Source organism: Streptomyces griseoviridis (genome assembly GCF_005222485.1).
GTDB lineage: Bacteria > Actinomycetota > Actinomycetes > Streptomycetales > Streptomycetaceae > Streptomyces > Streptomyces hintoniae.
The window spans coordinates 5092071-5106281 of the sequence record NZ_CP029078.1 but is presented as its reverse complement, the minus strand read 5'-3'; the positions used below and the strand labels follow the sequence as shown (position 1 = coordinate 5106281).

General features: G+C 72.2%; 14 protein-coding genes. 4 read left to right on the top strand and 10 right to left on the bottom strand.

Features of this window, described 5'->3' with window-relative positions:
- Positions 1-130: 130 nt before the first annotated feature.
- The 5 genes from DDJ31_RS21995 to DDJ31_RS21975 form a co-directional block, all read right to left on the bottom strand.
- Positions 131-1837: a uroporphyrinogen-III synthase gene (locus DDJ31_RS21995; RefSeq protein ID WP_171480876.1), complete on the bottom strand. Its 1707-nt coding sequence runs from the start codon at positions 1835-1837 to the stop codon at positions 131-133.
- Positions 1834-2793, bottom strand: coding sequence for a hydroxymethylbilane synthase (hemC, locus tag DDJ31_RS21990; RefSeq protein ID WP_127178625.1), 960 nt, complete (start codon positions 2791-2793; stop codon positions 1834-1836). The genes DDJ31_RS21995 and hemC overlap by 4 nt, the downstream gene beginning before the upstream one ends.
- The gene (locus tag DDJ31_RS21985; protein ID WP_127178626.1) at positions 2790-4532 is read right to left on the bottom strand and encodes a glutamyl-tRNA reductase; all 1743 of its coding nucleotides are present in this window, start codon (positions 4530-4532) and stop codon (positions 2790-2792) included. Before DDJ31_RS21985 ends, hemC begins: the two co-directional genes overlap by 4 nt.
- Entirely contained in the window at positions 4529-5311 is a 783-nt protein-coding gene (locus DDJ31_RS21980; protein ID WP_127178627.1) for a redox-sensing transcriptional repressor Rex, read from the bottom strand. The genes DDJ31_RS21985 and DDJ31_RS21980 overlap by 4 nt, the downstream gene beginning before the upstream one ends.
- Positions 5312-5547: 236 nt before the next feature.
- Complete coding sequence (locus tag DDJ31_RS21975; protein ID WP_171480875.1) at positions 5548-5829, bottom strand: glutaredoxin family protein; 282 nt, start codon at positions 5827-5829, stop codon at positions 5548-5550.
- Between the two features lie 94 nt (positions 5830-5923).
- On the opposite strand from DDJ31_RS21975, the gene DDJ31_RS21970 reads away from it, so the two are divergent.
- The 3 genes from DDJ31_RS21970 (at position 5924) to DDJ31_RS21960 (ending at position 9583) form a co-directional block, all read left to right on the top strand.
- Positions 5924-6958 (top strand): HAD family hydrolase, encoded by a 1035-nt coding sequence (locus DDJ31_RS21970; RefSeq protein WP_127178629.1) that lies wholly within the window; start codon positions 5924-5926, stop codon positions 6956-6958.
- A gap of 400 nt (positions 6959-7358) precedes the next feature.
- Positions 7359-8132 carry an ECF subfamily RNA polymerase sigma factor, BldN family gene (locus tag DDJ31_RS21965; protein WP_127178630.1) on the top strand — a complete coding sequence of 258 codons (774 nt, stop codon included), beginning with the start codon at positions 7359-7361 and terminating at the stop codon, positions 8130-8132.
- Positions 8133-8356: 224 nt separating this feature from the next.
- A complete protein-coding gene (locus DDJ31_RS21960) occupies positions 8357-9583 on the top strand; it encodes a DUF5667 domain-containing protein (RefSeq protein WP_127178631.1) in 1227 nt (408 codons plus the stop codon).
- Positions 9584-9719: 136 nt separating this feature from the next.
- Here DDJ31_RS21960 and DDJ31_RS21955 read toward each other — a convergent pair whose 3' ends face one another.
- From DDJ31_RS21955 to DDJ31_RS21935, 5 genes are all read right to left on the bottom strand, one after another.
- Positions 9720-10823, bottom strand: coding sequence for a lysophospholipid acyltransferase family protein (locus tag DDJ31_RS21955; RefSeq protein ID WP_127178632.1), 1104 nt, complete (start codon positions 10821-10823; stop codon positions 9720-9722).
- Between the two features lie 14 nt (positions 10824-10837).
- On the bottom strand, positions 10838-11896 hold the full coding sequence (locus DDJ31_RS21950; RefSeq protein WP_127178633.1) for an NAD-dependent epimerase/dehydratase family protein: 1059 nt from the start codon (positions 11894-11896) through the stop codon (positions 10838-10840).
- A gap of 219 nt (positions 11897-12115) precedes the next feature.
- The gene (locus tag DDJ31_RS21945) at positions 12116-12214 is read right to left on the bottom strand and encodes a 30S ribosomal protein bS22 (protein WP_003948845.1); all 99 of its coding nucleotides are present in this window, start codon (positions 12212-12214) and stop codon (positions 12116-12118) included.
- 130 nt (positions 12215-12344) lie between these two features.
- Positions 12345-12554 (bottom strand): helix-turn-helix domain-containing protein, encoded by a 210-nt coding sequence (locus DDJ31_RS21940; RefSeq protein WP_093781815.1) that lies wholly within the window; start codon positions 12552-12554, stop codon positions 12345-12347.
- A gap of 129 nt (positions 12555-12683) precedes the next feature.
- Positions 12684-13499 (bottom strand): phosphatase, encoded by an 816-nt coding sequence (locus tag DDJ31_RS21935; protein WP_127178634.1) that lies wholly within the window; start codon positions 13497-13499, stop codon positions 12684-12686.
- A 215-nt stretch (positions 13500-13714) separates the two neighbouring features.
- On the opposite strand from DDJ31_RS21935, the gene DDJ31_RS21930 reads away from it, so the two are divergent.
- Positions 13715-14200 (top strand): spore-associated protein A, encoded by a 486-nt coding sequence (locus DDJ31_RS21930; RefSeq protein ID WP_127178635.1) that lies wholly within the window; start codon positions 13715-13717, stop codon positions 14198-14200.
- The last annotated feature ends 11 nt before the right edge of the window (positions 14201-14211 follow it).

Genomic DNA, 14211 nt, shown 5'->3' with positions numbered 1-14211 from the left:
CCCGCGCGCCCCTTTGCCGACGGTACGTCGGCCGCGCACCGGGAGCGGCCCGCGGCCCCGGCCGAGCGCGGGAACGGCCGAGGGGGACGGGATGCGCGCCCGTCCCCCTCGGCCGTCACGTCGTCCGCGGTCAGGTCGAGCTGCGCCGCCTGCGCGCCCCGGGCCGCCGCTCGCTCGGCCGGGTCACCGGGTCGCCCGCCTCCAGGGCCGCGGTCCGGCGGCGCAGCCCGAAGTCGGCCAGCGCCTCCGCGAGCCGCAGCGCCGACGGCTCGGGGGCCATCACGTCGACCCGCAGCCCGTGCTCCTCGGCGGTCTTCGCCGTCGCGGGCCCGATGCAGGCGATCACCGTCACGTTGTGCGGCTTGCCCGCGATCCCGACGAGGTTGCGCACGGTGGACGACGACGTGAAGAGAACGGCGTCGAAGCCACCCCCCTTGATCGCCTCCCGGGTCTCCGCGGGCGGCGGCGAGGCGCGCACCGTCCGGTACGCGGTGACGTCGTCGACCTCCCAGCCCAGCTCGATCAGACCGGCCACCAGGGTCTCGGTGGCGATGTCGGCGCGGGGCAGGAAGACCCGGTCGATCGGGTCGAAGACGGGGTCATAGGGCGGCCAGTCCTCCAGCAGGCCCGCCGCCGACTGCTCGCCGCTCGGCACCAGGTCGGGCTTCACGCCGAAGGCGACGAGCGCCTTGGCGGTCTGCTCGCCCACCGCGGCCACCTTGATGCCCGCGAAGGCACGCGCGTCGAGCCCGTACTCCTCGAACTTCTCCCTGACCGCCTTCACCGCGTTGACCGAGGTGAACGCGATCCACTCGTAGCGCCCGGTCACCAGCCCCTTCACGGCCCGCTCCATCTGCTGGGGCGTGCGCGGCGGCTCGACGGCGATCGTCGGGACCTCGTGCGGGACGGCGCCGTAGGAGCGCAGTTGGTCGGAGAGCGACGCCGCCTGCTCCTTGGTGCGCGGCACGAGCACCTTCCAGCCGAACAGCGGCTTGGACTCGAACCACGAGAGCTGGTCGCGCTGGGCGGCGGCGGAACGTTCCCCGACCACGGCTATTACCGGCCGACCGCCTTCGGGCGAGGGCAGCGCCTTCGCCTGCTTCAGCGTCTGCGTGATGGTGCCGAGGGTGGCCGCCCAGGTCCGCTGCCTGGTGGTGGTGCCGGCCACCGTGACGGTCAGCGGGGTGTCCGGTTTGCGGCCCGCGGAGACGAGTTCGCCCGCGGCGGCGCCGACCGAGTCGAGCGTCGTCGAGACGACGACCGTCCCGTCCGAGGCGCCGACCTCGGTCCAGCACCGGTCGGAGGCGGTACGGGCGTCCACGAACCGGACGTCCGCGCCCTGCGCGTCGCGCAGCGGGACACCGGCGTACGCGGGCACGCCGACGGCCGCGGCGACGCCGGGCACCACCTCGAACGGCACGCCCGCGGCGGCGCAGGCGAGCATCTCCTCGGCGGCGTACGTGTCGAGTCCCGGGTCCCCGGGCACCGCACGCACGACCCGCCTGCCGCCCCGCGCGGCCTCCATGACAAGATGTGCCGCATCCCGTACCGCGGGGACCCCAGCGGTTGTTGACGAACCGTCAACGACCGCCAGCTGAGGCGTGCCTGTGCCCGGCAGCGGGCCCGACGAAGGACCCCCGTCCGTGCGCACTTCGGCCACGCCTCGCCTGGCATGCTCACGCACCACGTCGAGCACGTCGTGCTCGGCGACCAGTACGTCCGCGTGCGCCAGTGCCTCGACGGCGCGCAGAGTCAGCAGCCCCGGATCCCCGGGTCCGGCACCCAGGAAGGTGACGTGCCCGTGTTCAAGGCCGGTGGGAAGGGTGGTGGGGCTCACTGTGCTCGCTCCCCCATCAGACCGGCCGCGCCCTGCGCAAGCATCTCGGCGGCGAGTGCGCGACCGAGCGCCAGTGCTTGGTCATGCGTCTCGGGCACGGGACCGGTGGTGGACAGCTGCACCAGCGAGAGGCCGTCGGTCGTGCCGACGACGCCGCGCAGGCGCATCTCCTTGACAATCTGCCCGTCGGCCAGAAGGTCGGCCAGCGCCCCGACAGGAGCACTGCAACCGGCCTCCAGGGCGGCGAGCAGTGAACGCTCGGCGGTCACGGCGGCCCGTGTGGACGGGTCGTCGAGTTCACCGAGGACGGCGATGAGGTCCGCGTCGGACGCGGCGCACTCGATCGCCAGTGCCCCCTGGCCGGGGGCGGGCAGAACCGTGTCGACCGACAGCAGGTCGGTCACCTCGTCGGCGCGGCCGATCCGGTTGAGTCCGGCGGCGGCCAGGACGACGGCGTCCAGGGAGCCGTCGTGGACGTATCCGATGCGGGTGTCGACGTTCCCGCGTATCGGCACGGTCGCTATGTCCAGGCCGTGGGCGCGCGCGTACGCGTTCAGCTGCGCGGCGCGGCGCGGCGAGCCGGTGCCGATCCTGGCCCCCGCGGGCAGGTCGGTGAACTTCAGGGCGTCCCTGGCGACCAGCGCGTCCCGCGGGTCCTCCCGCTCGGGGACGGCGGCCAGGACCAGCTCGTCGGGCTGCGCGGTCGGCAGGTCCTTGAGCGAATGAACCGCGAAGTCGACCTCGCCCGCGGCCAGCGCCTCGCGCAGCGCCGCGACGAACACACCGGTGCCGCCGATCTGCGCGAGGTGCTCGCGGGAGGTGTCGCCGTACGTGGTGATCTCGACCAGCTCGACGGGCCGTCCGGTCACCCGGCTCACGGCCTCCGCCACCTGCCCGGACTGGGCCATGGCGAGTCTGCTCCGCCTCGTCCCCAGTCTCAGTGCCTTGTCAGTCATGCCGGTCGGTCCTTGTCGTCCGTGCTGTCCTCGGCGCGGGAGACGGCGGCGACCGCCTCCTGGTCGAGGTCGAAGAGGGTGCGCAGGGCGTCCGCGTACCCGGCGCCGCCGGGCTCGGCGGCGAGCTGCTTGACCCGTACCGTCGGCGCGTGCAGCAGCTTGTCCACCACGCGCTTGACGGTCTGGGTGATCTCGCCGCGGTGCTTGTCGTCCAGCCCGGGCAGCCGGCCTTCGAGGCGCGCGATCTCCCCGGCGACGACATCGGCGGCCATGGTGCGCAGCGCGACGACGGTCGGGGTGATGTGCGCGGCCCGCAGCGCGGCGCCGAAGGCGGCGACCTCGTCGGCGACGATCCGGCGGACCTGGTCGACGTCGGCGGCCATGGGCGCGTCGGCGGAGGCGTCGGCGAGCGACTCGATGTCGACGAGCCGGACGCCGGTCACCCGGTGCGCGGCGGCGTCGATGTCCCGGGGCATCGCGAGGTCGAGCAGCGAGAGCACTGGGGTGGGCCTGGGGATCCCGGCGACCGGCTCGGGCCTGCGCCGCTCGGGGATCCGCCCGACCAGCGCGGCGGCCGCGGCCAGCGCGGCGATGGCGTCGGCGTCCACGGCCGGGTCGAGCACCAGGGCGGTGCCCGCCTGGCCGCGCGTGGCGCCGTCGGGTGAGGTCTGCGGGCCCGGGGCGTTGTCCACCCAGGCGGCGTGCTGCTCCAGCTCGGAGGCGGCCATCCCGGCGACGGCGGCCTCGCCGAGCACCGAGAATCCGGCGGTGCCCCGGGCGGCGGTGAGGTCGAGCGGACAGCCCTCGTCGTCACCCGCGCCGGCGACGGGCCGGCCGCCCCGGCCCGCGGCGGGGCCGGCGTCCGTGCCGTGGCCGGGCCGCGGCAGGGGCACGCCGGTGCGGCGGGTGACGGCGTCGGCGACGGTCTGCGCGCTCAGCACCAGGCCGGTGGCCCCGGTGCAGGAGACGGCGACGTCGGCACGTGTCAGCTCGGCCGGCACCGCGTCCATCGGTACCGCGCGGGCCGGCACGTCCGTGGCGTCGCCCTGGTTGAGGATCTGCGCGAGCCGCTCGGCGCGATCGGCGGTGCGGTTGGCGATCACGATCTCGGCGACCCCGGCCCGCGCGAGCGTGGCCGCGGCCAGCGACGACATCGAACCGGCGCCGATCACCAGGGCCTTCTTGCCGCGCGCCCAGTCGCGCACGGCGCCGCCCGCGGCGAGCTGTTCGAGGCCGAAGGTGACCAGGGACTGTCCCGCCCGGTCGATGCCGGTCTCGGAGTGGGCGCGCTTGCCGACCCGCAGGGCCTGCTGGAACAGGTCGTTCAGCAGCCGGCCCGCGGTGTGCAGGGCCTGCGCCTTGGCCAGGGCGTCCTTCATCTGGCCGAGGATCTGGCCCTCGCCGACGACCATCGAGTCCAGGCCGCAGGCCACCGAGAACAGGTGGTGGACGGCCCGGTCCTCGTAGTGCACGTAGAGGTAGGGGGTCAGCTCGTCGAGGCCGACCCCGCTGTGCTGCGCGAGCAGCGTGGACAGCTCGGCGACACCGGCGTGGAACTTGTCCACGTCGGCGTACAGCTCGATGCGGTTGCAGGTGGCGAGGACGGCGGCCTCGGCCGCGGGTTCCGCGGCGACCGTGTCCTGGAGCAGCTTGATCTGGGCGTCCGCGTGCAGCGTGGCCCGCTCCAGCACGCTGACCGGGGCACTGCGGTGGCTCAGCCCGACGACGAGGAGACTCATGCCGGCATCACGGCGGGCACGTCCCCGTCGGGTCCCTGCTCGGCGGGCGGCGTCCGGCGGGCGGCGGCGGCCGGGACGGCGCCGTCGGCCGCGGCCGCGGCCGCCGAGGCGCTCTCCTCGCCGGCCTTGCGCTGCTCGTGGAAGGCGAGGATCTGCAGCTCGATGGAGAGGTCGACCTTGCGCACGTCCACGCCGTCGGGGACGGTCAGGACGGTCGGCGCGAAGTTCAGGATGGAGGTGACCCCGGCGGCCACGAGCCGGTCGCAGACCTGCTGGGCGGCCCCGGCGGGCGTCGCGATGACGCCGATGGAGACGCCGTTGTCCTCGATGATCCGCTCCAGCTCGTCCGTGTGCTGGACGGGGATGCCGGCGACGGGTTTTCCGGCCATTGCCGGGTCGGCGTCTATCAGCGCCGCGACCCGGAAACCACGGGACGCGAAGCCGCCGTAGTTGGCCAGCGCGGCACCGAGGTTGCCGATACCGACGATCACAACCGGCCAGTCCTGGGTCAGACCGAGTTCGCGGGAGATCTGGTAGACGAGATACTCGACGTCGTAGCCCACACCGCGCGTTCCGTAGGAGCCCAGGTACGAGAAGTCCTTGCGCAGCTTGGCGGAGTTGACCCCCGCCGCGGCCGCGAGCTCCTCCGAGGAGACCGTGGGCACCGAGCGCTCCGACAGTGCGGTGAGGGCTCGGAGGTACAGCGGAAGCCTGGCGACGGTGGCCTCGGGAATCCCTCGGCTGCGGGTCGCCGGTCGGTGAGTTCGGCCAGTTGCCACGGTGCTCCTGCGGGTAGAGCGGGGCTGCGGGCGGTCGTACGTACCCAGACCGCCCCGTCGAAAGCAGGCTATGTCTTTGTGAACGCGTGCACAAAGATGGTGTCCGATTTGCCCGGCCAACGTGACCGGGGTCACGCACTTGCCTCCAGGGGGCAAAACCGCTCACGCTCCTCGCGAATCCCGCCCCCCGAGACCAACTCGCCGTCGATCCTAAGCGACGACGGGCGTTTTTTGGACTAGTCGGTCAGTGCCTTGCGCAGCCTTCCCTCGTCCACCCGCCAGAACGTGTGCTGCGCCCCGTCGACCAGCACCACCGGGATCTGCTCCCAGTACTGGTCGTGCAGCCGGGGGTCCTCGGTGATGTCCTTGCCCTCCCAGCGGACGCCGAGGTCGGCGCAGACCTTCTCGACCACCGACTGTGCGTCATCACACAGATGGCAGCCCGGTTTGCGGATGAGGGTGACGATCCGGTCACGCGGATCGGTCTTGCGCCGGAAGAGAGGACTCATGCGGTCCATTCTCCCGCCTCCTTAACGGCGTGGTAGCGGAGAGTTCACGGCCTGCGAACCTCTCGGCGGGGGAAGCGCCCGGCGGACTGGCTATGCTCACGCCATGGCCGCTCTCGGATGGCTCACTCCCCGTAGGCGCTCCGCCACGGCGCGGAGCGTGTTGGCAGGCGAGGCCTCGGCGGAGGCCGCCCGCAGGTCGTCGCAGGACGCGCTCGACACGCTCGACGGGGCCGACGCACTCGACGCGCTCGACGCCAAGAAGGCCAAGGACGCCAGATCCGCCAAGTCCGCCAAGTCTCCGAAGTCCCCCAAGTCCTCCAAGGACACCGCGGGCGAGGCCGGGCAGCCGCAGTTCCCGGTGCTCGGCGACGACAAGGCCGCCGCCTTCTTCGACCTCGACAACACCGTGATGCAGGGCGCCGCCCTGTTCCACTTCGGCCGCGGCCTGTACAAGCGGAAGTTCTTCGAGACCCGCGACCTGGCCAGGTTCGCCTGGCAGCAGGCCTGGTTCCGGCTGGCCGGCGTCGAGGACCCCGAGCACATGCAGGACGCCCGCGACTCCGCGCTGTCGATCGTCAAGGGCCACCGGGTCGCAGAACTGCAGTCGATCGGCGAGGAGATCTACGACGAGTACATGGCGGAGCGGATCTGGCCGGGCACCCGCGCCCTCGCCCAGGCCCACCTCGACGCCGGCCAGCGGGTCTGGCTGGTGACGGCGGCTCCGGTGGAGATCGCCCAGGTGATCGCCCGCCGCCTCGGCCTGACCGGCGCCCTCGGCACCGTCGCCGAGTCCTTCGACGGCGTCTACACCGGCAAGCTGGTCGGCGAGCCGCTGCACGGACCCGCCAAGGCGGAGGCGGTGCGCGCGCTGGCCTCGGCGGAGGGCCTCGACCTGGACCGGTGCGCCGCCTACAGCGACTCGCACAACGACATCCCGATGCTCTCGCTGGTCGGCCACCCCTACGCGATCAACCCGGACGCCAAGCTGCGCAAGCACGCCAGGCGGCTGGACTGGCGGCTGCGCGACTACCGCACGGGACGCAAGGCCGCGAAGGTCGGCATCCCGGCCGCGGCCGGTGTCGGCGCGGTGGCGGGCGGCACGGCCGCGGCCATCGCGCTGCACCGACGCCGCCGCTGACCAGAGGCGTTCGCCACTGACCAGCCGCTGACCAGTCCACTGACCAGAGGCGTTCCGGCGGGTCCTGGACCCGGGGCCGACCGGCCGTGGCGGGTCGGCCCGAATCGTTTTTCTTACCCCCGCGCGGCGCGCTTCAGTCCTGTTGTCGGCGTGCAGCCACAACACGCCCCGTTCCCCGCCGGAAGACGAAGCTTTTCGATCAACAAGCTGTCACTGTGCGGCACTTGAACGTGCACCAATAGGTTATAGAAGCGACGTAATCGATGATTTGAGCAACTGGGTGTAGCAGGGCCTGTACGAAGCGTTATTCTCCTCAGACGCAAACCGGTACCCCTCCGTCGCTACGACGGGTGAAAGGTCCCGCACTGCACGTGATGGAAGCTCTGCCTCTGGGAGTCCCGTGTACCCACACGTCGGGGTTGACGCCTCGGGCCTGGCTACGCTGCGCGCAACGGTCCAAGACCTCTTGCGCGGCTTCGTCCCCACCGCGTACGCCGTCCCCGCGCTCGCCGTAGTCACCACCCCCGTCGGCCCTGCCTACGCGCTGGCCGACGGCGGCGCCGCGATCGGCAGACGGGGACGCGCGACCGGCGCCGCCACCGCACGCCGGCCGGCCGCCGACAGCGACAGTGCCCGCATGATGGATCTGGTCGAGCGCGCGCAGGCCGGCGAAGCCGACGCCTTCGGGCGCCTCTACGACCAGTACAGCGACACGGTCTACCGCTACATCTACTACCGGGTGGGCGGAAAGGCCACCGCGGAGGACCTCACCAGCGAGACGTTCCTGCGCGCCCTGCGCAGGATCGGCACCTTCACCTGGCAGGGCCGCGACTTCGGCGCCTGGCTCGTCACCATCGCCAGGAACCTGGTCGCCGACCACTTCAAGTCGAGCCGCTTCCGGCTGGAGGTGACGACCGGCGAGATGCTCGACGCCAACGAGGTCGAGCGCTCGCCCGAGGACTCCGTCCTCGAATCCCTGTCGAACGCCGCGCTGCTCGACGCCGTCCGCCGGCTCAACCCGCAGCAGCAGGAGTGCGTGACACTCCGCTTCCTCCAGGGGCTCTCGGTCGCCGAGACCGCCCGGGTGATGGGCAAGAACGAGGGTGCGATCAAGACCCTCCAGTACCGGGCCGTGCGCACCCTCGCACGGCTCCTGCCGGACGACGCCCGCTGAGAATCCGCCCCCACCCCCGGGAGACCGGGCCGGACGGCCCTCGGCGGGCCTGTCACCCGTACGCTCCGCAATCGCCAACTCACCATCGGTGAAAGTCTGTTGACTTCGCGGTCCGATCATCCGCCGTCCGTAACCCAAGTGCCGCGCCGCTCGTTGTGCGGGATGCAGGCTCCCTGTGGTCACCCTGGGGGAGCCGACCGTCATGACGAGAGGAGGTGCCGCCCGTGATCGCGAACGTATCGGCGCACCGGCGGGCGAACGCCTTCGCCCAAGCCCTGGAGGAGCAGACCGCCCCAGGCACGGCGGCCGATCAGCCCGAAGGACCCGCCCAGGCCCCGCCCGCAGCGGACCGGACCGAGCAGGGCCGCCTGACGGCCCTCGCGGAGAGTCTCGGCGAGCTGCCACGGCCGACGCTGGACCCCGAGGTCAAGGTCGTCCAGCGGGCCCAACTGGTGGCCGCGTTCGAGGCCATGCTCCAGGGCGCGGGCGGCGAGGCGATCGGTGCCGCGGTGCCCGAGCAGCGGTCGCCCAGGTCCCGAGGCGCACACCGGGCGAGCCCACTGGGGAAACTGCGACCCCGTTCACGGTTGACGAAGAGCCTCGCCGCCGGCGGGCTGAGCGTCGGCGTGGCGGCCAGCGCCTTCGGCGGAGTCGCCGCCGCCAGCTCGGACGCCCTGCCGGGCGACTCGCTGTACGGACTCAAGCGCGGCATCGAGGACTTCAAGCTCAACTACCTGTCCGAGGGCGACGACGCCCGCGGCCGTGCCTTCCTCGACCAGGCGTCCAACCGGCTGAGCGAGGCCCGCAGGCTGATGGAGCGCGGTCGGGGCGGCCACCTCGACCACGAGTCCCTCGGCGCGATCCGCCGCGCCCTCTCCGGAGTGCGGCACGACGCCACCGAGGGCCACCGGCTGCTCCACGAGGCGTACGAGCGCGACCCCGGCTCGCTCGCCCCCATCCAGGCCCTGGACGCGTTCACCCGCTCGCACCGCCAGGCCTGGGGCGCCCTGCGCGACCGGCTCCCGGTCCAGCTCGGCGACGTCAGCAGGGAGGTGTCGTCGGTCTTCGAGGCCATGGACGACGAGGTCGCCCCGCTCAAGTCGCTGCTCCCCAAGCCCCCGGCCGACGGCAAGAGCGGTGGCGCGGGCCCGAGTTCCGGCTCGGCGTCCACCGGCTCCTCCGGCACCCACCGCTCGACGACACCCAGCGCCGGCGGCCACACCACCGAGAACGGCCACTCCAGCACCCCCAGCAGGTCGGCCGGGTCAAGCAGCCCCAACGACAGCCTGCTCGGCGGTTCGACCGGCGGCCTGCTCGACCCGCCGAAGGACAGCGACAGCGCCTCACCGTCCGCCAGCAAACCCCCGCTGACGGGCCCTGACGTGACGATCCCGCCGCTGCTCCCCGGCCTGCTGCCCGGCCTCGGCATCGACAGCCAGGACGCCGACTAGGCGCAGACCGACAGACCGGCGGGGGCGCCCTTCCCGGGAAGGGCGCCCCCGCCGACGTCGTCGCACCACCGAGCACCACCGAGCACCACGGTCCTTTCCTGACCGGGACCCGCCGGAACCGGCTAGAAGAAGCCGGCTAGAAGAAGACCGATCTGCGCTGCACCAGCAGCTTGTACAGGGTGTGCTGGATCTGTTCGCGCACCTGGTCGGTGAGGTTGAACATCAGCATCGGGTCCTCGGCCGCCTCCGGCGGATAGGTGTCCGTCGGGATCGGCTCACCGAACTGGATCGTCCACTTCGTCGGCAGCGGCACCGCGCCCAGCGGACCCAGCCACGGGAAGGTCGGCGTCAGCGGGAAGTACGGGAAACCCAGCACCCGCGCCAGCGTCTTCGCGTTGCCGATCATCGGATAGATCTCCTCCGCGCCCACGATCGAGCACGGGATGATCGGTACGCCCTGGCGCAGCGCCGTCGACACGAAGCCGCCCCGGCCGAACCGCTGGAGCTTGTACCGCTCCCCGAACGGCTTGCCGATCCCCTTGAAGCCCTCCGGCATCACCCCGACCAACTCGCCCCGGCCGAGCAGCAGCTCGGCGTCCTCCGCGCAGGCCAGCGTGTGACCGAGCTTGCGGGCCAGCTCGTTGGCGACCGGCAGCATGAACACCAGGTCGGCGGCGAGCAGCCGCAGATGCCGGTCCGCGGGGTGGTGGTCGTGGACGGCGACCTGCATCATCAGCCCGTCGAGCGGCAGCGTCCCCGAGTGGTTGGCGACGATCAGCGCACCGCCGTCGGCCGGGATGTTCTCGATGCCCTTCACCTCGACCCGGAAGTACTTCTCGTACACCGGCCGCAGCAGGGACATCAGGACCTGGTCGGTCAACTCCTCGTCGTAGCCGAAGTCGTCGACCTCGTACTCCCCGGTGAGCCGCCGGCGCAGAAAGGCGAGCCCGCCCGCGACCCGCCGCTCCAGACCACCGGCTCCCCCGGCACCCTCACGGCCCGACGCGTCCGACGGCTCCGGCGGCCGTTCCTCGCCAGAACCGCCCTGCTCACCCGGCTCATGTGTCACAGGGACATCATCGCGCGCCCGGCTCCGCCCGGACAGCGGCTTGACGTCCCCGACCTGCGGGCCCTCCGTGCCACCGCGCCGGCCCACCGCGCCCCGGCGCCGCGCCGGGCGCGCCACCGAACCGGCGCGCGACCGGTCGTCGTCGAACGGGATCACCTTGGCGTCCGCCATCGTTGCTGCGCTCCTCAGTCGGCGCTGTGCGTCGGGGTGTCGCCGCCCAGGGCGGGCAGCGCGGCGAGCCGGTCGACGGCCCCGGCGACGACCTGCGGCGGCAGCAGCCCGGGACCCCGGCTGCGCGCGAAGTCCGCGAACGTCTCCGCCGTCGTGTACGTCGGCCGGAAGCCGAGGGTCTCGCGCATCTGATCGGTCGCCACCACCCGGCCGTGGGTGAGCAGCCGGATCTGCTCGGGCGAGAAGTCGGTCACGCCGAGCGTGCGCACCAGCGACCCGGCCCAGGTGACCGCGGGCAGCAGCAGCGGGACGGTGGGCCGGCCGAGCCTGCGCGAGCACTGCGACAGCAGCAGCGCGCCGTCGCCCGCGATGTTGAAGGTGCCGCTGTTGAGGGAGCCGCGCGCGGGGTCGTGCGAGGCGATCCGCAGCACCTCGATCACATCGTCCTCGTGGACGAACTGAAGCCGCGGGTCGTAGCCGAACACGGTCGGCAGCACCGGCAGGTCGAAGTACGAGGTGAGCGGGGTCTCCGCGGCCGGTCCGAGGATGTTGGCGAACCGCAGCACGCACACCGCGACATCGGGACGGCGTCGCGCGAAGCCGCGGACATAGCCCTCGACCTCGACGGTGTCCTTGGCGAAGCCGCCGCTGGGCAGCGACTTGGGCGGGGTGGTCTCGGTGAAGACGGCCGGGTCGCGGGGCGCCGCCCCGTAGACGTTGGTGCTGGACTTCACCACGAGCCGCTTCACCGTCGGCGACTTCTGGCAGGCGCCGAGCAGCTGCATGGTGCCGATGACGTTGGTCTCCTTGACCGTGGTCCGGCTGCCGCTGCCGAGCGCGGTCGCGGTCACATCGAGGTGGACGACGGTGTCGGCGCCGCTCTCGGCGAGGACCCGCGCGAGGCTGGGCTGGCGGATGTCGGCCTGGACGAAGTCCGCGCCGCCGAGATGGTGCTCGGGCGCCACCGCGTCCACCGCGACCACCCGGTCCACCTGCGGGTCACGCTGGATGCGTCGTACGAACCGGCCCCCCAGTCTGCGGGCCACTCCGGTCACGAGCACGACCTTGCCCAATATCAGCGCCTTCCCTCAGAGGTCCGTCCCAGCCGGGTTCCCCGTCTGCGGCCAACTTAGCGGGTCGGTGTCGCCCTGTGATGACCACCTGACGCGCGAGGCGCCGGCGTCCACGGGGAGACGGCGGGACCCGGCCGTGTGCGGGACCCGGCCATGTGAACGGCTGTGGCCCCCCACCGGTTGCGGTGGGGGGCCACAGAACACGCTCCTGCGCGTCGCCTACTTCTTGTTGCGACGCTGAACGCGCGTGCGCTTGAGCAGCTTGCGGTGCTTCTTCTTCGCCATCCGCTTGCGCCGCTTCTTGATAACAGAGCCCACGACTACCCTCGCTCACTTCTCATCACTCGGCGTTGGGCGCCATGGGCCCATACGACCTACGAGGGGCTAGCCTACCCGCCCGAGCGCTGAGGTCGTAATCGAGGTTTCCGGGCGGCCCCGGAGAGCGCCGTCAGGCCGTCTCCACCCCCACGTAGCTCTCACGGAGGTACTCGTGTACCGCCTGTTCCGGGACTCGGAACGACCGTCCTACCCGGATCGCGGGCAGATGACCGCTGTGCACCAAGCGGTACACGGTCATCTTCGACACTCGCATCACCGAGGCGACTTCCGCCACGGTAAGGAACTGAACCTCGTTCAGAGGCCTCTCGCCAGCAGCCATGACACACCTGAACCTTCCGCACTCGACGGTCACCGGCTTCCCCTTCCGGTGACTCTTCGTCGTTGCGTGCTCACTCCCCAATGTAGGGGCGGGTGATGCGAGTGGGGAAGAGGTGCACCCATCGGCGGCCTACTGTGACAGACATGCCCGATTGAGTACGTAGCGGGTCAACGGCAGGTAGTGCCCCGGACGCGCCGCGTCGTCAAGCGGAACGGCGACCGACACCGAGCCCTCGGCCTCGCCGACGAACAGCGCGGGGTCGCCGGGGTCACCGAGGCCGATGGCCTCGAACCCCAGCTGACCTGCCCCGCAGACCCATCCGTGGTCGCCGATCACCAGCTCGGGAAGGGGCCCGCCGGCGTCGGCCGCGGCCGCCAGCACGGTCCGAACCGGGAGCGGCGAGTGGGTGTGTGCGCCGGTCGTGCGACCGGGGCGCACAGGTCCGGGTTCGCGCATCAACGCGACTCCCCGTACGTAGTCGAGGTTGTGCGTACGTAGGCCGAACCGGGTCGTTATGTCGACAGAGAGACCCTGCGCGGGGGTGAGGACAGCACATCCCGCCGACGACAGGGCGTCCGCCAACGCGGCGTAGAAGGCGAGCAGTCGGTGCGGGTGACCGGTGCCGAGCAGCACGGGACCGCCACGCTGAGCCACCGCCGCGAGCCGGTCGGCGAAGGCGTCGAGACCGGCGAGCGTCAGTTCGGGGTCGATCACATCATGGCCTGAGACCTGCCTCGGATCGGCCGAAACTCCACACTTCCTCGCCATCAGACCGGTCAGGTCCCGCAACCGCCAGGTCCACTCGGGGTCGAGACCGAGCAGCACCCGCGGGTCCCGGGCGGCGAACAGCCGATAGCCGCGCAGGCTCTCCGCCCGCGACGCCGCCACGGGTCCGGCCAGCCGCGCGGCCAGGAGATGGGCGCGCAGGGCGCCGGTGCTCACCACGTCAGCGATGGTGGCGGACCGGCCGGCCGGGCGGCACGGGAACAGGCGGACACCGCACGGTCGGCCTAGCGGACAGTGACACAACAGTTACACGGAGATGCACAACCAACCGGCGGTTTGTCCTGTCTCATCCTCTGTGGACGGCAATGACCAACCGTCCGCGACCCGTTCACCGACCCGACCCCGGCAACCGCCGGCAGCACAGGGGGAACACCATGCGTCCGATCCACCGCACCGTCACCGCGACCGCCCTCGCCGTCCTGGCCCTGGGCGGCGCCGTCGCCGCGACCACCCCGGCCGCGGCCGACACCGCCACCCCGACGGCAACCACCGGCACCGCCGGCACCACCGGCACCGCCGCCCACGCACCCGTCGCACCCGCCGCCGTCTACAACGGCGTCTGCGGCACCGGCTACCAGGTCATCGGCTCCACCCCGGTCGGCAACTCCGGCACGGTCTTCGTCACCTGGAACCAGTCCACGGGCAAGAACTGCGCCGTGACCGTCCGCAACACCACCGGCGCGAAGATCCGCATGTCGGTGCGGATCGAGGCGGTCGGCACCGGCACCGCGCCCGTCGAGGACACCGGCCTGTACACGTCCTACGCGGGCCCCGTGTACGTCGCCGCCCGCGGCCACTGCGTCAAGTGGTCCGGCGTCATCGGCTCGGCCACCGGCGGTGACACCGGCTTCTGCGGCTGACCCCGGCGCCG

What these genes read in the sequence shown, in the direction of transcription:
- DDJ31_RS21970 (WP_127178629.1), top strand. Translation starts at nt 5,924, where the DNA reads ATGGCCGCTCTCGGATGGCTCACTCCCCGTAGGCGCTCCGCCACGGCG.
- DDJ31_RS21955 (WP_127178632.1), bottom strand. Translation starts at nt 10,823, where the DNA reads ATGGCGGACGCCAAGGTGATCCCGTTCGACGACGACCGGTCGCGCGCC.
- DDJ31_RS21975 (WP_171480875.1), bottom strand. Translation starts at nt 5,829, where the DNA reads ATGGACCGCATGAGTCCTCTCTTCCGGCGCAAGACCGATCCGCGTGAC.
- DDJ31_RS21985 (WP_127178626.1), bottom strand. Translation starts at nt 4,532, where the DNA reads ATGAGTCTCCTCGTCGTCGGGCTGAGCCACCGCAGTGCCCCGGTCAGC.
- DDJ31_RS21940 (WP_093781815.1), bottom strand. Translation starts at nt 12,554, where the DNA reads ATGGCTGCTGGCGAGAGGCCTCTGAACGAGGTTCAGTTCCTTACCGTG.
- DDJ31_RS21930 (WP_127178635.1), top strand. Translation starts at nt 13,715, where the DNA reads ATGCGTCCGATCCACCGCACCGTCACCGCGACCGCCCTCGCCGTCCTG.
- hemC (WP_127178625.1), bottom strand. Translation starts at nt 2,793, where the DNA reads ATGACTGACAAGGCACTGAGACTGGGGACGAGGCGGAGCAGACTCGCC.